At 63.8% G+C, this 20,195-nt stretch carries 18 protein-coding genes; 9 read left to right on the forward strand and 9 right to left on the reverse strand.

Annotated elements, in window-relative coordinates:
- Positions 1-23 precede the first annotated feature (23 nt).
- From ACJ8OK_RS10980 to ACJ8OK_RS11000, 5 genes are read left to right on the forward strand one after another with little or no spacing between them, the layout of a single operon-like run.
- Complete coding sequence (locus ACJ8OK_RS10980) at positions 24-431, forward strand: ExbD/TolR family protein (RefSeq protein WP_004933244.1); 408 nt, start codon at positions 24-26, stop codon at positions 429-431.
- Position 432: 1 nt separating this feature from the next.
- On the forward strand, positions 433-1,185 hold the full coding sequence (locus tag ACJ8OK_RS10985; protein WP_280597875.1) for an energy transducer TonB family protein: 753 nt from the start codon (positions 433-435) through the stop codon (positions 1,183-1,185).
- 39 nt (positions 1,186-1,224) lie between these two features.
- Positions 1,225-3,468, forward strand: a complete 2,244-nt coding sequence (locus tag ACJ8OK_RS10990) for a TonB-dependent receptor family protein (protein ID WP_085337489.1) — start codon at positions 1,225-1,227, stop codon at positions 3,466-3,468.
- A 46-nt stretch (positions 3,469-3,514) separates the two neighbouring features.
- Positions 3,515-4,165, forward strand: coding sequence for a MotA/TolQ/ExbB proton channel family protein (locus ACJ8OK_RS10995; protein WP_016929215.1), 651 nt, complete (start codon positions 3,515-3,517; stop codon positions 4,163-4,165).
- Entirely contained in the window at positions 4,158-5,408 is a 1,251-nt protein-coding gene (locus ACJ8OK_RS11000; protein WP_235363579.1) for a phospholipase D-like domain-containing protein, read from the forward strand. The genes ACJ8OK_RS10995 and ACJ8OK_RS11000 overlap by 8 nt, the downstream gene beginning before the upstream one ends.
- Positions 5,409-5,444: 36 nt before the next feature.
- Here the strand turns inward: ACJ8OK_RS11000 and ACJ8OK_RS11005 are convergent, their stop codons facing one another.
- From ACJ8OK_RS11005 to ACJ8OK_RS11020, 4 genes are all read right to left on the reverse strand, one after another.
- Positions 5,445-6,554, reverse strand: coding sequence for a DmpA family aminopeptidase (locus ACJ8OK_RS11005; protein WP_235363580.1), 1,110 nt, complete (start codon positions 6,552-6,554; stop codon positions 5,445-5,447).
- 2 nt (positions 6,555-6,556) lie between these two features.
- A complete protein-coding gene (locus ACJ8OK_RS11010) occupies positions 6,557-7,933 on the reverse strand; it encodes an APC family permease (protein WP_048325986.1) in 1,377 nt (458 codons plus the stop codon).
- A gap of 126 nt (positions 7,934-8,059) precedes the next feature.
- A complete protein-coding gene (locus tag ACJ8OK_RS11015; protein WP_411750267.1) occupies positions 8,060-9,568 on the reverse strand; it encodes a CoA-acylating methylmalonate-semialdehyde dehydrogenase in 1,509 nt (502 codons plus the stop codon).
- Positions 9,569-9,578: 10 nt separating this feature from the next.
- Entirely contained in the window at positions 9,579-10,919 is a 1,341-nt protein-coding gene (locus tag ACJ8OK_RS11020) for an aspartate aminotransferase family protein (RefSeq protein WP_085337484.1), read from the reverse strand.
- Positions 10,920-11,054: 135 nt separating this feature from the next.
- Between ACJ8OK_RS11020 and ACJ8OK_RS11025 the strand changes: the two genes are divergently transcribed.
- On the forward strand, positions 11,055-11,984 hold the full coding sequence (locus ACJ8OK_RS11025) for a LysR family transcriptional regulator (RefSeq protein WP_004933224.1): 930 nt from the start codon (positions 11,055-11,057) through the stop codon (positions 11,982-11,984).
- Between the two features lie 258 nt (positions 11,985-12,242).
- Here the strand turns inward: ACJ8OK_RS11025 and ACJ8OK_RS11030 are convergent, their stop codons facing one another.
- Positions 12,243-13,370: an iron-containing alcohol dehydrogenase gene (locus ACJ8OK_RS11030; protein ID WP_021505269.1), complete on the reverse strand. Its 1,128-nt coding sequence runs from the start codon at positions 13,368-13,370 to the stop codon at positions 12,243-12,245.
- 229 nt (positions 13,371-13,599) lie between these two features.
- Here ACJ8OK_RS11030 and ACJ8OK_RS11035 point away from each other — a divergent pair, with 229 nt between their 5' ends.
- The 3 genes from ACJ8OK_RS11035 (at position 13,600) to ACJ8OK_RS11045 (ending at position 16,145) form a co-directional block, all read left to right on the forward strand.
- The gene (locus ACJ8OK_RS11035) at positions 13,600-14,358 is read left to right on the forward strand and encodes a helix-turn-helix transcriptional regulator (protein WP_060558500.1); all 759 of its coding nucleotides are present in this window, start codon (positions 13,600-13,602) and stop codon (positions 14,356-14,358) included.
- A gap of 101 nt (positions 14,359-14,459) precedes the next feature.
- Positions 14,460-15,761, forward strand: a complete 1,302-nt coding sequence (locus tag ACJ8OK_RS11040) for an NAD(P)/FAD-dependent oxidoreductase (RefSeq protein WP_015376516.1) — start codon at positions 14,460-14,462, stop codon at positions 15,759-15,761.
- 18 nt (positions 15,762-15,779) lie between these two features.
- Positions 15,780-16,145, forward strand: a complete 366-nt coding sequence (locus ACJ8OK_RS11045; RefSeq protein ID WP_004933207.1) for a cupin domain-containing protein — start codon at positions 15,780-15,782, stop codon at positions 16,143-16,145.
- 46 nt (positions 16,146-16,191) lie between these two features.
- Here the strand turns inward: ACJ8OK_RS11045 and ACJ8OK_RS11050 are convergent, their stop codons facing one another.
- The 4 genes from ACJ8OK_RS11050 to ACJ8OK_RS11065 all read right to left on the reverse strand — a co-directional run bounded on the left by ACJ8OK_RS11050 (position 16,192) and on the right by ACJ8OK_RS11065 (position 20,176).
- Positions 16,192-16,998: an alpha/beta hydrolase gene (locus tag ACJ8OK_RS11050; RefSeq protein WP_033631711.1), complete on the reverse strand. Its 807-nt coding sequence runs from the start codon at positions 16,996-16,998 to the stop codon at positions 16,192-16,194.
- A 94-nt stretch (positions 16,999-17,092) separates the two neighbouring features.
- A complete protein-coding gene (locus tag ACJ8OK_RS11055) occupies positions 17,093-18,205 on the reverse strand; it encodes a class II histone deacetylase (protein WP_033631712.1) in 1,113 nt (370 codons plus the stop codon).
- Positions 18,202-19,389, reverse strand: coding sequence for an MFS transporter (locus tag ACJ8OK_RS11060; protein ID WP_033631713.1), 1,188 nt, complete (start codon positions 19,387-19,389; stop codon positions 18,202-18,204). The genes ACJ8OK_RS11055 and ACJ8OK_RS11060 overlap by 4 nt, the downstream gene beginning before the upstream one ends.
- Before the next feature lie 139 nt (positions 19,390-19,528).
- Positions 19,529-20,176, reverse strand: a complete 648-nt coding sequence (locus tag ACJ8OK_RS11065; protein WP_004933198.1) for a helix-turn-helix transcriptional regulator — start codon at positions 20,174-20,176, stop codon at positions 19,529-19,531.
- Between the last annotated feature and the right edge of the window lie 19 nt (positions 20,177-20,195).

A 20,195-nucleotide genomic window follows, 5' to 3' on the forward strand; every position in this document is an offset into this window, starting at 1 on the left:
GCTTCGCTTTTGGAGGGAGTGTCATGCGTAACTGGAACGAACCGAAAAAGAACAAAGCGCACATCGAACTGATCCCGATGATCGACGTGATGATGTTTTTATTGGTGTTTTTCGTCTTGATCAGCCTGAACGTCATTCCGGCGCTCGGGCTGAAAACGCAGTTGCCGTCCGCCGGCAGCGCGCAACAGCTGAAACCGCAGAAGAAAGCGATCATCACGCTGGGGGCCGACGAACAGCTGCAGCTGGATGGCCAGCCGATCGCGCTCGACGCGTTGGTCAACACGCTGAAGCAACAGCAGCAGGCCAACCAGACCACCACCATCATCGTCAACAGCGATAAAGGCGTGGCGGTCGAGCGGCTGGTGGCGGTCATGGATAACCTGCGCCAGGGCGGCTTCTTCTCCGTCTCCATCGCGACACGGAAGCTGTGACATGTATCTGCTCTATCGCTCACGTCATCTTTTCAGCTGGTTGCCGGCGCTGATTGTCGCCGGCTGCCTGCTGTTCGCCAGCCAACAGGCGGCGCTGAAGATCCAGCCGCGCTACGACGAAACCGCCATTGAACTGGCGCTGGTGGAACCTGAACCGGCGCCGGAACCCCAACCGCAAACGCCGCCGGAGCCTCAGCCCGAACCGCCGCCGCCCGAGCCGGAGCCGATCCCCGAACCGGTGGTGCCGGCGCCGGAACCGATCGTGGAAGCCAAGCCGGTGCCGAAGCCACAGCCAAAGCCACAGCCAAAGCCCAAACCGGTGAAAGAGAAAGCCAAACCGGTAGAGAAACCTAAACCGACGCCGGCGCCCGCCGCACCGCGCGCGCTGGTCAGCAAGCCGGCGGCACAGCCTGCACCGGCCGCCCCCGCAGCGCCGAAGGTGAACGCGCAGGCGATAGAAAACGGCTACCTGCTGGCCTTGCGCCGTGAGCTGGAACAGCGCAAGCGCTACCCGAGCGGGCGGCAGGCCTCGCTCGAACGCCCGCAGGGCAACGTCGAGGTGTGGCTGGAGGTCGATCGCAGCGGGCGGGTGCTCTCTTCCGGCATCGCCAACAAGGCCGCCAGCATGCTGCTGAACCGCGCGGCGATGAGCAGCCTGCAAAGCATCAGTTCAGTGAAGCCGTTCCCGAGCGAGGCGTTCGCCGGGCAAACAACCAAAAGATTTACCGCGACGTTCAATTATCAGGCGCCTTAGCGCAAGGGTTAATCGTTTGATTTTTATGGGATGCACACAATGAAATCGTTTAATCGTTCTGGGATCTATCTGGCGGTGATGTCGGCGATGCTGCCGGGCGCCGCGCTGGCGGCCGACGCCACCGATGTCGGCACCATCAGCGTCAAGGGGCAGTCGCTCGGCGGCGGCATGATGGTGCAGGATGACAGCGCCAAGGCGCGCTCCACCATCACCAAAGAGGCGATGGACAAAATGCCGTCGGCGGCCAACGCCATCGACAAGCTGAAGTTCACGCCGGGCCTGAACGTCAACAGCAACGACGCCAGCGGCCTGAGCGGCGTGGACTACACCATGCGCGGCATGAACTCGGATCAGATCGGCCTGTCGATGGACGGCATCCCGATCAACGACTCCGGCAACTACGCGGTCTACCCGAACCTGCTGGGCGACGCGGAAAACCTGGAGGAGGTGTTCGTCACCCAGGGGTCTTCCGAAGCGGACGGCCCGCACATCGGCTCCAGCGGCGGCAACATCGGCCTGGTGACGCGCCGCCCGGCGAAAGACTTCGGCGGTTTCGTCAAGCAGACGCTGGGCAGCAACAGCCTGAGCAAAACCTTCGCCCGCCTGGAGACCGGCGAGTACAACGGCTTCAGCAACTGGCTCTCCTATTCGCACACCGAGGCGAAGAAATGGCGCGGCGAGGGGCGGCTGTACTCCGACAAGTTCGAGATGAATTCGCTGTATGAAGACGGCAACGGTAACAGCAGCAATCTGGTGATGAAGTACAACCGCCAGAACAACACCAACTACAACACCCTGAGCAAGGCGCAGTTCCAAAACGACGGCCGTGACACCGATTATGTCACCTCGCCGGAGTACAACAGCAAAGGGCAGTTGAACAAGTATTACAAGATTGAACGCAACCCGTTCGAGAACTTTACGCTGTCGTTCACCCAGAAACTGCAGCTGCGCGACAACCTGTCGCTGACCCTGCAGCCGTATTACTACTGGGGCAACGGCGGCAGCTTCAACGGCCAGACGGCGTCGGTATTGTCCAGCACGTCGGACAGAGCCGGGCAGTATGACCTCAGCAACCTGCAGTCCAACACCTATTACCGCCCGTCGTGGACCCAAACCTGGCGACCGGGCATCACCACCAAGCTGAAGTGGGACATTAACGATCAGCACAGCCTGGATATCGGCTACTGGTATGAACGCGCGCGCCAACTGCAGACTCAGCCGTTCATCAGCATCAAGGGCGACGGCAACCCGTCACAGATTTGGGGGAAACCCGGCGGTTCCGATCAGGTGAAGGACGCCAACGGCAACACCGTGCAGGGGCGCAACCAGTACACCATCACCCCGGCGCAGAAAGTGTGGCTGCAGGACACCTGGTTTGCCACACCGGACTGGACCTTCGTCGGCGGCCTGGCCTATCAGTACGTGGAGCGTAAAGGGGACAACCGCGGCAGCCTGTACAACGTGCCGGAGAAGCGCAAAGCCACCTATCACGAATTCCTGCCGAACTTTAGCGCCAGCTATAAGGTGAACCAGGAAAACCAGGTGTTCTACAACCTGACGCGCAACATGCGCACGCCGCCCAACTACGTGCTGTACAACGTCGGCGACTCGCTCAGCACCAAGCCGGAGCTGAGCTGGAACCACGAACTGGGCTGGCGTTTCCAGCAAGAGGACATGCTGCTGAGCGCCACGCTGTTCTACATGCGCTACAGCGATCGCCAAATCTCCACCACCAACGCGGCCGGAGACTACGAGATGATGAACATCGGCAACGTGGAGAACAAAGGGCTGGAGCTGGAGTGGAGCGGCCAACTGCCGCATAACTTCAATTACTACACCTCTTATACCTATACCCAATCGAAGCAGAAGAACGACATCGTCAGCAATGGCGGGCAGCCGCTGCCGACCTCCGGTAAAGAGGTGCCGAACGTGCCGAAAAACCTGCTGAACATGACGTTGGGTTATGACGACGGGCTGTATTACGGCAGCGTCAGCGGCAAGTACGTCAGCGCATTCTACGGCGACTTGACCAACGACGAGAAGATCGGCGGCCGCACGGTGTTCGATCTGGCGGCGGGGGTGCATCTGCCGGTGGACAAGAAAATCGTCAAAAGCGCCGCGCTGCGTTTTGGCATCAGCAACCTGTTTGACAAGGAATACCTGACCTCGGTGCGCACCACCACCTTCAACGCGGCGCCCTACGGCGGCGTGAAGGCCAGCACCCCGTATTACAACGTCGGCGAAGAACGCACCTTCAGCGTCTCGCTGGAAGCCACCTTTTAACTGAACGCCCCGCCGCCTGCCGGGCGGCGGGGAAGAGGAACCCTGTATGGACGCCAATCTGTTGCACGACATTATTTTCTACGTGATGTACGCCGCGCTGGCGATCGCGCTGGTGATCATCATCGAACGCACGCTGTACTTCGCCTATACCCAGCGCCAGGCGCGCCGGCTGGAGCAGGCGCTGACGCCGGAGGTGCGCCGCGCCGCCGATCTGCCGGACGCGCTGACCCAGCGCAACAGCCTGCCGATGGCGGTGATCGCGCCGGTGCTGGCGCAGAAACACCGCGCCGGCGATCGCGAGGCGATCGGCGATCTGATCGACGCCCAGTATCTGCTGAGCAAGCCGCCGATGGCGCGCGGCCTGTGGCTGTTGGAAACCGTGGTCACCGCCGCGCCGTTGCTGGGGCTGCTCGGCACGGTGATGGGGATCATCGAAACCTTCAAGGCGCTGGCCGCCTCGGGCGTCTCCGAGCCGAGCCTGGTGTCGGCCGGGATGGGCACCGCGCTGTACGCCACTGGTCTCGGCATCGCCATCGCGCTGCTGTGCCTGGTGGCCAACAACTTCCTGCAGAGCCGCATGGAGCGCATCAACGAGCTGCTGAAGGTGCTGCTGATCCGCGCCGGTCAACCGGCCAGCCGCCCGGAGAGCGGCAGCGGCGAACAATGGGTTGACAGCGGGGCGCCGCGCTATGCCTAATGGCCATCCAACACGGCGGCCGTTCGGCCGCCTTTATACGGCATTGTGGAGCGGTTGTTTGTTGATGTTGAGCCAGAGCGCTGCGGCGCGTTTTGCGATTCCCGGTTACGAGCTGGTGTATACCGCGCCGGTGGAAACTGCGCTGCAGGCCGACGACCTGCGCAACACCGCCGAGGTGTGGCGCGAGATGTTCGACGCGGCGAAAACCCGCATCGATCTGGGGCAGTTCTACGTGGCGAATCAGGACGGCTCCTTGCTGGACGGCGTGCTGCAGCGCCTGAAGGCGGCCGGTGAGCGCGGGGTGAAAATCCGCTTCCTGATGGAGGAGAAAGGCATCCGCAACTCCACCGCCGAGACGCTGGAACAGCTGAAGGCGATCCCCAATCTGGAACTGCGCATCATTCCTTACCAGAAGCTGAGCGGCGGCATCCTGCACGCCAAGTATCTGCTGGTGGACGGCGAACAGGCGTTTGTCGGCAGCCAGAACTTCGACTGGCGCGCGCTGGAGCATATTCACGAAACCGGGCTGCGCATCAGCGACGCCAGGGTGGTGGGGCAGATCCAGGCGATCTTCGAACAGGACTGGCAGGCGCAGGCGCTGCTGGCGCAGGATAAGCCGGTGCCGGCGCTGCCCGATGCGCCGCCGACCGCGCCCCCGCAGGGCAACTATCTGGTGGCCAGCCCGCGCGCCTACAATCCGGCGGGCGTGCTCGATTCGCAGGCCGAGCTGCCGCGTCTGCTGGCCGGCGCCAAACGGCGGGTGCGGGTGCAGGTGATGGACTACGCGCCGCTGTCGTTCGGCCCGGAGCGCAGCCGCCCCTTCTATGCGGTGATCGACAACGCGCTGCGCAGCGCGGCGGCGCGCGGCGTGCAGATCGAGCTGATGGTGGCCAACTGGAACACCAAAAAGCCGGATATCGCCTGGCTGAAGAGCCTGGCGCTGGTGCCGAACGTGCAGATCAAGGTGGTGACCATTCCGCCGGACAGCAGCGGCTTCATCCCGTTTGCCCGGGTGATCCACAGCAAGCTGATGACCATTGATGATGAGATTGCCTGGGTGGGCACCAGCAACTGGACCGGCGGCTATCTGGACAACTCGCGCAATCTGGAGCTGGTGCTGCACAGCGCGGCGATGAGCGGGCGGTTGGACCAGCTGTACCAACAGCTGTGGAACAGCGTCTATGCCGAACCCTTGAAACTGGATTACGATTACCCGACGCCCAAGCCGGGCGGCGGATCCTGATTATCAGGGCGTGGTTACCCCCGCGCCCCGCGTTGTTTACCGCCGCCAGCCGGCCTTCTCCAGCGCCGTCACCAGCTGCTCGGCGCTCAGCCCTTCCGCCCGATGGCCGTTGCCACTGACGCTATTGGCCGCCAGCAGCGCATTGACGATCGCCTCTTCCACCGCTTCCGCCGCCGCCGCGAACAGCGCCGAAATGTAGTCGTTGTTCACCATGCGCAGCGGCGTGGTGAAAACGCCTTTATTGGCGTAGTCGGCGGGCGGCAGGCCGTCGTTGCCGGTGGTGAAGGCGATAAAGATATCGCCGCTCGAATCCTCGGTGCCGCCGCCGGTGCGGGCGATGCCGATGCTGGCGCGCTGCGCCAGGCGCGTGCACTGGTGCGGCAGCAGCGGCGCGTCGGTGGCCAGCGCCACGACGATGGAGCCCATGCCGGGATGCGGCAACTGCGGCGTGAACGGCGAGGGGATATGCCCCAGGTGGCGGCCCACCGGATAACCGCCCACCAGCAGCGACTCGCGCTTGCCGTGGTTGGCCTGCACGATGGCGCCCACCGTCCAGCCGCCTTGATCGGCGGGCAAGCGGCGCGATGCGGTGCCGCTGCCGCCCTTGAACTCATGACAGATCATGCCGCTGCCGCCGCCGACTGCGCCTTCCTGCGGCAAGCCGCCTCGGGCCGCCTGCTGCGCCTGGCGCACGTGCTCGGCCTTGACGTGAAAGCCGTTGATGTCGTTGAGCAGGCCATCGAAGGTTTCCATCACCACCGGCATATTCCAGTACACCGCGTTGTCGCTCGCGGGCAGCGTTTCACGCTCCAGCGCGATCAGCGCATCGCGCACTACCCCCACGCTGTGGGTGTTGGTGAAGGCGATCGGGCTGGTCAACAGGCCCGCTTCTCGCACCCATTCCAGGCCGGTGGCGTCGCCGTTGCCGTTCAGCACGTGCACGCCGGCAAAGCAGGGGGCGTGGCGGGCGGAGCCGGGGCGCGGTTCGATCATCGTCACGCCGGTGCGCACGCTGCGCCCGTCCGCTAAATCGGCATGAAGGCTGGCATGGCCGACGCGCACGCCGGGCACGTCGGTGATGGCGTTCAGCGGGCCGGGCGTGCCCTGTCCGATGATAATGCCCAGATCCTGAGCGCGCTGCGTCATGGTTATTCTCCTTCTATTGAGGGGGCGGCGAGGGGCGCCGTCTGGCGGCCGCGCAGATGGTTCAGCGCCAGCCCGAAGCCGATGATGCCGGCAATGATAATAAAGTCTTTCAGGCTGCTGGCGATCAAAATCGTCCACAGCACATACAGGCAGCACAGCAGCGCCGCCACCACCGGCAGCGGCCACAGCGGCATCAGGTACGGGTGATGGAAGTGGCGGCGACGGCGGCTGATCAGCGCCGCGATCGCCATGATGGTGTACACCAGAAGCAGCAGGATCACGGTGAACGAGGTCAGCGATTCGAGATCGGAGCAAAATGCCAGCAGCGCCGAGGGCACGCCGAACAGCAGGGTGGCGATCCAGGGGGTGCCGAAGCGCGGATGGATGATTTTCAGCGCCCGGTTGAACGCCGGCAGCCAGAAACCGTCGCGCCCGCTGGCGAACATCATGCGGCTGAACTGCGCCACGATGGCGATAATGGCGTTGAATACCGACAGATAGATCGCGCCGCTCACCACCCGCGCCAGCGTCGGGCCGCCGAGCTGGGTGACCACATAGCCGACCGGATCGGCCTGTTTGGCCATCTCTGTCAGCGACGGCGAGCCGATCAGCAGGGCGGTGAACGGCACCAGCTCCACCAGCACCACGATGGCCAGCGTCAGTATGATCGCGATCGCCATCGGTCTGCCCTGTTCGCGCATGTCTTCCGCCATGTACACTGCCGCGCCGTAGCCGTTGTAGGAGAACAGCGCGACCCCGACCATGGCGACGATCAGCGGCAGCGACACCGGCGCCAGGCTGCCCTGCGCGTCCAGCATCACCGGCGCGGTGAGGATCTCCGCGCTTTGATGCGGATGGCTGAAACCGAGCCAGGCGATCAGCGCCAGCACCGCCACTTCCACCACCAGAAAGGCGCCGGTCAGCAGGGCATTGGCCTTGATGTTGAAAATGGCGCAGATACCGCCGACCAGCACGGTGAGCATGCCGGCGGTGGAGGCGTCGAATGAGGTGCCCAGTGCGGTATTCAGGTAGGGCACGGCGCCGGTGGCCAGCACCGCCGGCACGAACAGCGAGGCGCTGAGGATAAACAGGTAGGTCTGCAACCCGCACAGGGTGCCGAACAGGCGTTTGATGATGCTGTATTCGCCGCCGGCGCTGGGGTGCGCGGCGCCGAGCTCGGCATAGCACAGCGCGATGGTGGCGGCGACGCAGGCGGCGATCAGAAACGACAGAAAGGCGCCGCTGCCGGCGCTGGCGATCGCCAGCGGCGCGATGACGAAGATCGAACTGGCCGGCGTCACGCCGGACGCGGTGATCATCACCACGTCGAGGACGCTGAGATTGCCTTTGAAGGTGTGTTCAGGGGCGGACTCTTTCATGGGGTAACGACTCCATTAACGTGTGAGTGAATTATTGTTTTGCTGCACAGGCTGTACGCAGGAATCAAATGGAGCGCGCGAAATGCCGGGGAGCGTTGCTCCCCGGAAGTTTATTGTTCTTATGTGTTACCCCTGCCCCGACGGGAAGCTGAAGCTGGCGCGCCGGGCGTCGCCGGAGGCCGGCCAGCGCTGGGTCACGGTTTTGCGTTTGGTGTAGAACCTGACCGCGTCCGGGCCGTAGGCGTGCAGATCGCCGAACAGCGAGCGCTTCCAGCCGCCGAACGAGTGGTAGGCCACCGGCACCGGCAGCGCCACGTTGATCCCCACCATGCCGACCTGAATGCGGCTGGAGAAGTAACGCGCCGCTTCGCCGTCGCGGGTGAACAGGCAGGTGCCGTTGCCGTATTCGTGGGCGTCGATCAAGGCCATCGCCTCTTGCAGCGACGCCGCGCGCACCACGCCAAGCACCGGGCCGAAGATCTCTTCCTGATAGATGCGCATGCCCGGCGTCACGCGATCGAACAGCGTCGGGCCGAGGAAATACCCCTGGCTGGGGCGGCCGTCGTCGCCGGTCACGCTCAGCTCGCGGCCGTCCACCAGCAGCTCGGCGCCTTCGGCCACGCCCTGATCGATATAGTCTTTCACCTTCTGATAATGCTGTTGGGTCACCAGCGGCCCCATGTCGTTGCGATTGTCGCTGCCGGGGCCGACGCGCATGGCGGCCATCTGTTGCCGCAGCCCGGCGATCAGCGCTTCAGCGGTGCCGTCGCCCACCGCGACCACCAGCGGGATGGCCATGCAGCGCTGGCCGCTGGAGCCGAATGCCGCGCCCATCAGCGCGCCGACCGCGCCGGGGATATCGGCGTCCGGCAGCACCACTGCGTGGTTTTTGGCGCCGCCCAGCGCCTGCACCCGTTTGTTCTGACCGCAGCCGGTGTGATAGATGTGCTCCGCCACCGGCGTTGAGCCGACGAAGCTGATTGCCTTCACGCGTCCGTCATGCAGCAGCGTCTCCACCGCTTCGCGATCGCCGTTGACCACGTTGAGCACCCCCGGCGGCAGCCCGGCTTCCGCCGCCAGCCGCGCGATATACAGCGCGGCGGAAGGGACGCGCTCGGAAGGCTTCAGCACGAAGGTGTTGCCGCAGGCGACCGCCATCGGCCACATCCACAGCGGCACCATCGCCGGGAAGTTGAACGGCGTGATGCCCGCCACCACCCCCAGCGGCTGAAACTCGCTCCAGCTGTCGATGCCTGGGCCGGCCTCTTTGCTGTGTTCGCCTTTCAGCAGTTCCGGCACATAGCCGGCGTATTCGATATTCTCGATGCCGCGCTGCAGTTCGCCCAGGGCGTCGCTGAGCACTTTGCCGTGCTCGGCGGTGATCAATTGGCAGACGGCGTCGGCATGCTGTTCCAGCAGATCCTTGAGCTTCATCATGATGCGCGCGCGTTTCAGCGGCGGGGTATCGCGCCAGGCGGGATAGGCCTGTTCGGCGGCGGCGATGGCGCGCTCCACCGTGGCGCGGTCGGCCAGCTGCACCTCCTGCGCCGATTGGCCGGTGGCCGGGTCGTAAACCGGCTGGCTGCGTTCGCCGCCGGCGGCGGGCTCGCCGTTGATCCAATGGGTGATGGTCATGATTCTCTCCTTATTCGGTGGCGTTGAGGGCGTCGCCGACGGCGTTGATCAGCGCGTCGATTTGCGCCTCGCTGCTGATGAACGGCGGCGCCAGCTGCAGGGTGTCGCCGCCGTAGCGCACGTAAAATCCGCTTTCCCAGCAGCGCATCGCCGCCTCGAAGGGGCGCCGCGCCGGTTCGCCGGGCCGCGCCGCCAGCGTGATGCCGGCCGCCAGGCCGATATTGCGAATGTCGGCGACGTGTTTGGCTCCTTGCAGGCTGTGCACCGCGCGTTCGAAATAGGGCGCAAGCGCCTGTACGCGCTCCACCATCTGTTCGCGCTGCAGGATGTCCAGCGTCGCCAGCGCGACCGCGCAGCTGACCGGATGGGCGGAGTAGGTGTAGCCGTGCGGGAATTCGAGCTGGTAGTCCGGCTCGCCGCCGTTCATGAAGGTGTGGTAGATCTCCGGCCGCACCACCACCGCGCCCATCGGCTGCGCGCCGTTGGTCACCTGTTTGGCGATGTTCATGATGTCCGGCGTGACGCCGAACGCCTCGGCGCCGGTCATCGCGCCGCAGCGGCCGAAGGCGGTGATCACTTCGTCGAAGATCAGCAGAATGTCATGCTGGGTGCAGATCTCGCGCAGGCGCTGCAGGTAGCCGACCGGCGGCACGATCACGCCGGCGGAGCCGGAGAACGGTTCGACGATCACCGCGGCGATCGTCGAGGCGTCGCGCAGCGCGATGATGCGGTTGAGCTCATCCGCCAGTTCCGCCCCCTGTTGCGGCATGCCGCGCGAAAAGGCGTTGCCGGCCAGCAGGGTGTGCGGCAGATGGTCCGCCTCGGCGCCGGCGCCGAACGTCTTGCGGTTGCCGGCGATGCCGCCGACCGAGATACCGCCGAAGTTAACGCCGTGGTAGCCCTTTTCCCGGCCGATAAAGCAGGTTTTTCCCGCCTGGCCTTTGGCGCGCCAGTAAGCGCGCGCCATTTTCAGCGAGGTGTCCGCCGCTTCCGAGCCGGAGCCGGTGAAGAACACGTAATCCAGCCCCGCCGGCGTCAGCGCCTTGATTTTGTTGGCCAGTTCGAACGACAGCGGGTGGCCGAACTGAAACGCCGGCGAGTAATCCAGCGTCGCCAGCTGGCGCTGGGCGGCGTCGGTGATTTCCTGCCGGCCGTGCCCCAATCCGCAGCACCACAATCCGGACAGGCCGTCGAAAATCTTTCTGCCGTCGTGGCTGGTGTAATACGCCCCTGCGGCCTGAGTAATGATGCGCGGCTGCGCTTTAAAATTGCGGTTGCCGGTAAAAGGCATCCAATGGGCCTCTAATCCTTCGGCATCGAGACGATTGAGTGAATAATTTTCAGCGGCCATGTTTTCCTCCGGGCAGGAAAATAAGTGCGATTAATTAAATAAAATGAGTTGTTAACGAATTGTTGTGCGAAATTGACTATGTACCGCTTGTTCTCTACTGTGAATAATCATATGTCGAAACTTACTTAAGGTTTTATGCAAGTAAAAAAGCGCGCGTTGTTAGGGCAATTGTCGGATATGGATCTGCGTTTGCTGCGGGTATTCAAGGCCGTGGTCGACTGCGGCGGCATGAGCGCCGCCGAACTGGAGCTGAACATCAGCCTGTCGACCATCAGCAAGCACATCAAGGATCTGGAGCAGCGGCTGGGCCTGACGCTGTGCCAGCGCGGGCGCGAGGGCTTTGCGGTCACCGACGAGGGGCTGATTATCTACCAGGAAACCGTCAACCTGCTGGCGGCCACCGAGGCGTTCCGGCGCGGGGTGGATGAGGTGCACCAGCGCATGGGCGGGCAGCTGCACGTGGCGATATTCGACCATACGGTCAGCAATCCGCAGGCGCAGATCGGCCGAGCCATCGCGTTATTCAGCGAGCGCGCGCCGGAGGTTTCTTTGCAAATGTATGTGGAGCCGATTAATACCATTGAACGCGGCGTTATTGATGGGCAATTTCAGGTTGGGGTTATTCCCATGCACCGCAGCGCGGAAAGTTTATCTTATCATTCGTTATTCAGTGAGAGGATGTTCTTATATTGCGGCGCACAGCATGAATTATTTTCCGGCCCCCATGAAACATTAAATTGGGATCTGCTGCACAATTATGCCTTCGCCGGATTAGGCTATCATTCGCCGAATATGGAACTGAGCCTGCAGCAACATTTGCATCGCAAGGCGACGGGGTTTGCGCAGGAGTCGATAGCGACGTTAATTCTGTCCGGCAAATACGTCGGCTTTCTGCCGGATCACTACGCGGCGTTTTTTGTGGCGCAGAACCTGATGCGGGCGATCAAACCGGCGCTGTTCCGCTACCACTGCGAATACTCCAGCGTGCTGCGCCGCTCGCCGGTGCCGCAGCGGGTGGTGAAGCTGTTCCATGAGTGCCTGCTGGCGGCCCACGGAACAGCGTGACGCTTACTGCTCTTTCTTCTTGCCGAAGATTCTGATCAGCGCGCCGACCAGGATGCCGACCGCGATGCCGGCGAAGATCCAGCCGATGATGCCCATTTCCTTACTCCTGCTAGTGCGTTGATCTGATTATACCCGTCATACTTGAAACTGCATCTGTGTTGGCTGCGAGTGCGTACGCCAGTCACTTACTTGAGTAAGCTCCTGGCGAGCCGCCTCTTGCCGCCGGGATGCAGCTCCAACTATTTAGGGTAGATATCATCATTCAACGCGAAACGCCTCTTCGATCATCCGTTGCCGCTGCGCCGGCGCATAGTCGATCCAGGAATTCTTACTGTTGGATTTCTCCAGCGCCACCGCCAATTCCTGGCCGGAAATCGGCAAATCGTCCTGCCAGAACGGCGCGATGGCGTGGCGGGTGATGAAATCGGTCAGGTAGCTCTCCGGGCTGCCCTGCCAGTGCGGGTACAGGCGCGCGGCCAGCTCGGCCATCAGTGCGCGCTGCTGCGGCTGTTCGCTGCTTTCCAGCAGGGTGAGGAACGGCAGCAGCAGGCGGCCGCAGACCTGGCCGTGATGGTAGTCGCGCAGCGCGCCGATCTCGCCGGCGATGCCGTGAATGACCCCCAGCCCGGCGGCGCTCAGCGTCAGCCCCCCGAGGTACGAAGCTTGCATAATCGCTTCGCGCGCTGCGTCGCTGCGGTTGAGCGCCGGCCAGGCGGCGAGGAAGTGGCGGATGCCGCTCAGCGACATATCGCGCGTCATGGCGCCGGCGGTTTTCGACAGATAGGCCTCGAACAGGTGGGTGAAGGCGTCGATGGCGCAGTAGGCCAGCACCTTGTCCGGGGCGCCCGCCAGCAGCTGCGGATCGAGAATGGCGGTGTGCGGCACGAAGTTGTTATGGCGCAGCGAGGCTTTCACCTTGCTGACCTGGGTATCGGTGATCACCGCGTTCTGCGTCACCTCGCTGCCGGTGCCGGCGGTAGTGGGAATGGCGATCAGCGGCAGGGTGGCGCCGCTGATTTTGCTGTCGCCCACCTTTTCCATATAGCGCAGCGTTGGCAGCGGGTGCTCAACCAGCGCGGAGAACGCCTTGGCGGCGTCCAGCACGCTGCCGCCGCCGATGGCCACCACGCGCCGCGCCTGGCCGCGCCAGCGCGCCACCCAGGCGTCTATTTCCTGCGGCGACGCCTCGTGGCTGACGATCTCGGTGCCGATGAGCAGCGGCGTCAGCGCTTCGCGCAGGCCGGCGTACACCGGGCCGTTGAGAAAAGAGCGGCAGCTGAACAGCAGCGTCGGCTGCGGATCGGCCAGCAGCAGCGGCGGCAGCTGTTGGATGCTGCCGTGGCCGAACCAGGTCTGGCGGTTGGCGATGATATGGCTGACGGACATAAGGTCTCCTTGACGGCGTTGCGGGGCGCGATGCCACAGCATAAGCCAGCGGGCGCGGAGCGGCCACCGCTTTCCCCGCCGCGGCAACCTGTGAGTTGTTTAACATGTAAACGATCGCGCTCTTGCATTTCGGCGCTGCGGATGCTTTTTTTAACAGTACCGGCCGTCATGCGGCCAACCCCATCCGAAATCGGTAGATTGTTAATGTATTAATAATGGCGAGGCGGGTATGGATATTCAGGTTGAACGCTTGTCTGCGGTGATCGATGCGGTGGCCAGCCCGCGTTTTTATCCCAGCCTGCTGAACTGGCTGGAAGGGTTTTTCGCCTTCGACAACGCCATCGTCTATGCCTTCGAACGCGGCCGGCCGCCGCGCTGCCTGATCAAAACCGAGCGGGAAAACAGCGACGCGGTCAACCAGATCTACCAGCAGGGCGCCTACCTGCAGGATCCGTTTTATCGCGCGCTGAACGACGGCGGCGAAGGCGAGGTGCTGACGCTGCGCCAGTTGGCGCCCTGCGGGTTTTATCACAGCGACTATTACCGCAATTTTTATCGCAAGACCGGCTGGCACGACGAGGCCGGGGTGCTGCTGCAATTGACGCCGGAGCGCGGGCTGGGAGTGTTCTTTGGCTCGGCGCGCCGCACGGTGGCGGTGCGTTACCCGCAGCGGGCGGATCTGCGCAGCGCGTTGACGCTGGTGAAAAGCGTGGCTCGGCTGCACGGTGAGGTGGTGGCGGCGCCGGCCGAGGCCGCGACGGTGAACAGCGACGGCGCCCAGGCGCGCTATCTGCTGACGCCGCGCGAGCGCGAGATCGTCGATCTGATCCTCGCCGGCTGCGGTTCGCAGCAGATTGCCGACCGGCTGTTCATCAGCCTTGGCACGGTAAAAAACCACCGCAAGAATATCTACGGCAAGCTGAACATCGGCTCGCAGGCCGAACTGTTCAGCCTGCTGCTGACTGCCCCGCAGCGGCGCAGCGCGTGAATGTTAATTTTTTGTAGCGAATGTCCCTAAGGGGACATAGCGGCACGGCTGCCGCCTCCCGATAATCCGATGTCATGGCATAGGCAATCGGGAGTGCGGCAGTGAACAACGAAATCGAGTCCTTAACCTACTACGCGGCGACCAAAAAATACGATCTGCGCTTCCCGACGCTGGAAGAGGATCTGGACGTTGACGTGGTGATCATCGGCGGCGGCTTCTCCGGCATCAACACCGCGCTGGAGCTGGCGGAGAAGGGCATCACCAACATCGCCATCCTCGAAGGCCGCTATCTGGGCTACGGCGGCACCGGACGCAACGGCGGCCAGGTGATGGCCGGCATCGGCCACGATCTGGAGAAGATCAAACGCCACGTCGGCCCGGCCGGGCTGGAAACCATCTTCAAGATCAGCAACCTCGGCGCCGGCATTATCCGCGAGCGCATCAAGAAATATGACATCGACGCCGACTTCTGCTTCGGCTACGGCTATCTCGGCAGCAACGCGCGTCAGGAGAAGACCCTGCGCGGTTGGCTGAAGGAGTTCAGGGCGGTGGCGCCGGAGGAGGAGATCGAGCTTTACACCGGTGCGGAGGTGAAGCAGGTGGTGGGTTCCGACGCCTACACCTGCGCGCTGAAACACATGGGCGGCGGCCACGTGCATTCGCTCAACCTGCTGCTGGGCGAGGCCAAGGCGCTGAGCGGCTACGGGGTGAAAATCTTCGAGAACAGCAGCGTGCTCAACGTGGAATACGGGCCGCGCATCACGGTGCGCACCGCCATGGGCTCGGTGCGCGCCAACAAGATGCTGTGGGCCTGCAACGGCTTCCTCAACGGCATGGAACCGCAGATCTACCGCAAGACTATCAATACCTACGCCTTCCAGCTGGCCACCGAGCCGCTGTCTGACGATCTGATCCGTCAGATCAGCCCGATCCGCGGCGCCTACAGCGACATTCGCCCGGTGATCGACTATTACCGGGTGACCAACGAAAACCGGCTGCTGTTCGGCAGCGCTACCCGCCTGATCGAATATTTCCCGTCGGATCTCAAGGCCTGGAACCGCAACCTGATGCTGAAGGTGTTCCCGTACCTGAAAGACGTGAAGATCGATCTGGCCTGGGGCGGCCCGCTGTGCTGCAGCGCCAACCTGTTCCCGCAGATCGGCACGCTGCCGGATCGCGACAACGTGTTTTACGTGCAGGGCTACTCCGGCTTCGGCGTGACGCCGAGCCACATCGTGTGCAAGGTGCTGGCGGAGGGCATGAGCGAAGGATCCGATCGCTACGATCTGATGAGCTCGATCCCGCATGTCAACATCTTCGGCAAGGACAAGCTGCGGCGGGTGATGACCACCGCCGGTAAGGTTTGGCACCAGACATCCGGCTACTGGAAAGGCCGCCGTTAACCCTCAGAGGAGAATGACATGAAACCGTTACTGCTTAAACAACCGCTGCCGGAACTGCTGGAGATCGGCAGCGTCAGCAACCTGGGCGCCACGGTGATCGCCGGCACGCCAAACGTCGGCGTGGCCAGCATCTTCGGCGAACCGACCGACAACCTGAACTGCGGCGTGTTCAGCTGCACCCGCGGCAGCTTCGTGATGGAGTACCCGTTCGCCGAGCACGCCACGGTGTGGGAAGGCAGCGCCACCCTGACCAACGAACGCACCGGCGAGTCGGTGCACTATCAGGCCGGCGATTCCTGGTTCGTCGAGAAAGGCACTCCGGTGCGTTGGGACATCACCTCGGATCGCTTCGTCAAACACTACCTCGCCATCGTCGAGGGCTGACGCCGTCATGCCCCCCTCAGCAGGCTGAATGCCGAGGGGGAGCGCCTTAGCCTAATGCCCGCGCAATAAAGTCGGTTACCCGCTTGAGGATCTGATCCTTATTGGTTTCGTTAAAGCTCTCGTGCCGCCCGCCCGTGTTGATCATCCGTTCGAAATCGTCGCCCTGCAGACGATCGAGCGCGGTTTGCGTTTCGCTCATCAGTACCAGCCGATCGTCGTCGCCGTGGATCCACAGCGTAGGCAGCGCGCCGAACCCCGGCCCGGCGTTGATGGCGGCGAGGATCCGTTGCATGGCGCGCAGAGTGGGGCGTTTGAACGGCCCGTGCCACACCAGCGGATCTTCCTGATACGCCGCGCCAACCGCCGGATCGCGCGCCAGGGTGGCGGTATCCAGCGGCGCGTCGGGGATCGTCGGCAACTCGGCCAGATCGGAAATCGCCGTTCTGTCGCCGAGCAGCGGGCCGGACAGCACCAATGCGCGCACCTCCTCACCATAACGCTGCACGTAGCGGGTGGCGATCATGCCGCCCATCGAATGGCCGATCACCACCAGCGGCAGCGTCGGATACTGTTGGCGAAGATGCTCGACCACGCGCTGAACGTCGTCGACCACGGCGTCATAATCCTCGATCAGCACGCGCTCGCCCTGCGACAGGCCGTGGCCCAGATGATCGGGGCCGAATACCCGCGCCCCCTGTGCCTGCAGCGTGCGCGCCACGTATTGATAGCGGCCGAGATGCTCGCCGTAGCCGTGCACCAGCAGCGCCAGATAGCGCGGCTTGTCGTTTCCCCAGTCGTGCACGGCGATGTCGCCGTGGCGGCCTTTGATAAAGCTGACGGTTTGTTCGGACATGTTATTGTTCTCATGATGGTAGGGTTGCCCTTCAGCGTAGCGGCTGGCGGCGAGCTTGTCAGGGGCGCCGGATGCGGCGCCCGCAGAGAGGGGATTACAGGCCGAACTGGCGCGCCAGTTCGTCGAGCGCTTCGCGCTGGAAGCGATTGAAGGCGTCGCGCGGCTGCTGTTGCTGGATGAACTCTAGCAGCGGATCCTGCACTTCCGTGCGCACGCCGCTCAGTTGCTCCATCACCGCCAGCCCGCAGAACGGCACGTAGGATTCGGCGTAGCCGCCTTCATGCACCATCACCAGCTTGCCGCCGCACAGCCGGTCGGCGGCGTCTTGCACCAGCGCGGTCATGGCGCGGAAGCTGTCGCTGTGTAGCTGCATGCGCGCCAGCGGATCGAGCGCGTTGGCATCGTAGCCGCAGGCGACGATGATCAGCTCCGGCTCGAATTTTTCCAGCGACGGAATAATGATGCGCCGCATCGCGTGCAGGTAGCCGTCGTCGCCGGCGCCGGCCAGCATCGGCACGTTGACATTGCAGCCTGCCCCGGCGCCTTCACCGCGATCCTGTTCGCCGGAATAGCCCGCCGGGAAGCAGCCGTCCTGATGCAGCGACAGCGTCAGCACGTCGCCGCGCTGCCAATAGATATGCTGGGTGCCGTTGCCGTGGTGCACGTCCCAGTCGATCACCGCCACCTTGCCCAGGCCGTAGCGGGCCTTGGCGCGCTCGATGGCGATGGGAATATTGGCCAGGAAGCAGAAGCCCATCGATTGATCCGGCAGGCAGTGATGGCCCGGCGGGCGCGACAGCGCATAGGCGTTATCCAGCTCGCCCTGCAGCACCGCCTCCACCGCCGCGCAGGCCAGTCCGGCGGAGAGTTTGGCGATTTCATAGCTGCCCGGCCCCAGCGGCGCTTCCTCCCCCAGCAGGCCGCCGCCGCTGTCGCTCACCTGTTTGAAGCGCTGCAGGTAGTGGGCGGGATGGATGCGCAGCAGGTCTTCTTCCGTCGCCGGTTCGGCGCTCAGCAGGGTGAGTTGGCGCGACAGGCCGGACACGTCCATCAGATTCTTCATGCGCCGCTTGGTTTCCGGCGATTCGGCGTGGCCAGCGCCGGAAGGCGGTTGCACCCAGCCGCCGACCGGCAGGGTGGTGGCGTGCAGGCCGGTGCTGTGCCAGAAACAGCGTTCATCAAACAAGAAACCGGTTGTTCTTTTCACCTTTCTCCTCCTGTTATACGGCGCGGTGCGCGCGGTGAAGCCAGCGAAATCAACAGCAGCGACAACAGCGCGCAGCCCAGCGCGCCGAACAGCAAGGCGTTGAAACCGCCGGAATATTCGATTAAAGAGCCGGCCAGCGTCGGGCCGATGGCCATGCCGCCGCCGATCACCAGGTTGATGCCGTTCATCAGCTTGCCGTCGTTATCCAGCCCGGCGACCCGCGCCAGAATGAATGGCAGCACGAAGGTCCAGGTGAATTTGAACAGCAGGGCCGCCAGGGCGAAGCGCAGCAGCAGGGGTTGGCCTGTCAGCAGCGCCACGCTGGCCAGCAGCAGGGCGTACCCCAGCACGATCAGGCGCCCGCCGCTGAAGCGCGCGCCGATCAGCGCCGCGGCGCTGGCGCCGACGATGCCGAGCAAGGTGGCGACGGCCAGCACCTGGCCGCTGTGGGCCGGCGACAGCCCGGCGCCGGCGGCGATGCCGCCGATAAAGGTCCAGACCGCACTCAGGCTGATGTAAAAGGTCAGCACCGCCAGCACGGCGCACAGCTTGCGCGCCAGCGAGGCGGCGGGGCCGCTGCGGGCGGCGCGGGCGGCGGTGAAACCGCTGGGAAACGCCGGGATGAGCGGCAGGCAGCACAGCATGATGGCCGCCAAAAGCAGGTAGACCGCCATCAGACCGAAGTGCGCGAACAGCGGCGGCAGCACCAGCAGCCCGACCGCGCCCAGCACCAGCTGGCCGAGCACCCAGAAGGCATACACCCGGCTGGGATTGGCGGTGCCGGCGGCGCAGGTGATGCACAGGATCATCAGGGTGCCGCCCGCCAGCGAGGCGATAAAGCGCAGCGGCAGCAGCAGGGTGAAATCCTGCGCCAGCGCCGAAGCCAGGTTGCCGGCGATAAACACCAGCGCCGACAGCGTAGCGACCCGCCGCCAGTTGATGCGCCCGATCCACCACCACGCCGGCAGCGTGGCCAGGCTCATGGCGCCGAGTTCGGTGGAGAACAGGTGGCCGATCTGCGCCGGGCCGAGCTGCCACTGAGTCGCGAGCTGGGCGGCCACGGCGGGGGCGGTCATCAGAATGCCCGGCGCGATGGCGGCGAAGACGATAATGGCGGTCAGCAGCCGCGGCGGGCAGGGGAGCGCCGCGCCGACGGCGGGCGCGGAAACCGAATCACTGGACATAAACCTTTTCCCCAAGCGTTGAGTGACGATGAAATATCCCGCCCGGCCCGATTGCGGGCAGGGGGAAGCCGCGCCATAAATGGCGAATATGTTCTGGCGTTATTTTCCGGCCGTCGGCAGCGGCGGCCGTTATCGGGCGTTAACCGTGAGCGAGAAAACCGCCGGCGACCAGTTCGGTGCGGTTCACCACGTCGGTTTTGGCGAAAATATTGCGCATATGGGTTTTCACCGTAGACAGCGAAATGCCCAGCTTCAGGGCGATGCGCTTATTGCTGGCGCCTTCGCGCACCATGTTGACGATCTCTTGTTCTTTGGCGGTCAGCAGCTGCGCCTCGCTGTCGGGCAGCAGATCGCGCGTCGCCAGCTCGATCAGCGGCAGCACCGCGCGCAGGCGGCCGCGCTCCACTTCGGTAAACGGCGTATCGCGGATCAGCGACACCCCGGCAACGATGCGCTTACGCTGGCGAATAAAAATCTCCGTCATGTCGCGCATGTCGTTCGGCAGCATAAAGTCGTGGTAATAGCGGCGGTTGCCGGCGATCGCCGCCGGGCTCATGCCGACCATGGTGATGTCTTGCCGGTGGAAATTGGCCGGCTGCAGCGGGTCAATTTGCTGGAAGTGGTTCAGGTACTGCTGATGCGTTTTATCGGGCATGCCGTGCAGGATGTAGTGATCCGGCCGCAGGTCGCGATCGACCAGATAAAACACCCCGGCAGACACCGGGATTAGGTGCGTAATGGTCGCCAAACAGCTGTTGATAAAGGCATCGGATGCGGTGCTGTGCATGATTCGTGTTCCTCCCTTT

The organism is Serratia sp. CY71090 (assembly GCF_052166845.1).
In the GTDB taxonomy this organism is placed as follows: Bacteria; Pseudomonadota; Gammaproteobacteria; order Enterobacterales; family Enterobacteriaceae; genus Serratia; species Serratia nematodiphila.

What these genes read in the sequence shown, in the direction of transcription:
- ACJ8OK_RS11060 (WP_033631713.1), bottom strand. Translation starts at nt 19,389, where the DNA reads ATGTCCAGTGATTCGGTTTCCGCGCCCGCCGTCGGCGCGGCGCTCCCC.
- ACJ8OK_RS11025 (WP_004933224.1), top strand. Translation starts at nt 11,055, where the DNA reads ATGCAAGTAAAAAAGCGCGCGTTGTTAGGGCAATTGTCGGATATGGAT.
- ACJ8OK_RS11010 (WP_048325986.1), bottom strand. Translation starts at nt 7,933, where the DNA reads ATGAAAGAGTCCGCCCCTGAACACACCTTCAAAGGCAATCTCAGCGTC.
- ACJ8OK_RS11050 (WP_033631711.1), bottom strand. Translation starts at nt 16,998, where the DNA reads ATGTCCGAACAAACCGTCAGCTTTATCAAAGGCCGCCACGGCGACATC.
- ACJ8OK_RS11030 (WP_021505269.1), bottom strand. Translation starts at nt 13,370, where the DNA reads ATGTCCGTCAGCCATATCATCGCCAACCGCCAGACCTGGTTCGGCCAC.
- ACJ8OK_RS10995 (WP_016929215.1), top strand. Translation starts at nt 3,515, where the DNA reads ATGGACGCCAATCTGTTGCACGACATTATTTTCTACGTGATGTACGCC.
- ACJ8OK_RS11065 (WP_004933198.1), bottom strand. Translation starts at nt 20,176, where the DNA reads ATGCACAGCACCGCATCCGATGCCTTTATCAACAGCTGTTTGGCGACC.
- ACJ8OK_RS11045 (WP_004933207.1), top strand. Translation starts at nt 15,780, where the DNA reads ATGAAACCGTTACTGCTTAAACAACCGCTGCCGGAACTGCTGGAGATC.
- ACJ8OK_RS10980 (WP_004933244.1), top strand. Translation starts at nt 24, where the DNA reads ATGCGTAACTGGAACGAACCGAAAAAGAACAAAGCGCACATCGAACTG.
- ACJ8OK_RS11035 (WP_060558500.1), top strand. Translation starts at nt 13,600, where the DNA reads ATGGATATTCAGGTTGAACGCTTGTCTGCGGTGATCGATGCGGTGGCC.
- ACJ8OK_RS11020 (WP_085337484.1), bottom strand. Translation starts at nt 10,919, where the DNA reads ATGGCCGCTGAAAATTATTCACTCAATCGTCTCGATGCCGAAGGATTA.
- ACJ8OK_RS11000 (WP_235363579.1), top strand. Translation starts at nt 4,158, where the DNA reads ATGCCTAATGGCCATCCAACACGGCGGCCGTTCGGCCGCCTTTATACG.
- ACJ8OK_RS11015 (WP_411750267.1), bottom strand. Translation starts at nt 9,568, where the DNA reads ATGACCATCACCCATTGGATCAACGGCGAGCCCGCCGCCGGCGGCGAA.
- ACJ8OK_RS10985 (WP_280597875.1), top strand. Translation starts at nt 433, where the DNA reads ATGTATCTGCTCTATCGCTCACGTCATCTTTTCAGCTGGTTGCCGGCG.
- ACJ8OK_RS10990 (WP_085337489.1), top strand. Translation starts at nt 1,225, where the DNA reads ATGAAATCGTTTAATCGTTCTGGGATCTATCTGGCGGTGATGTCGGCG.
- ACJ8OK_RS11005 (WP_235363580.1), bottom strand. Translation starts at nt 6,554, where the DNA reads ATGACGCAGCGCGCTCAGGATCTGGGCATTATCATCGGACAGGGCACG.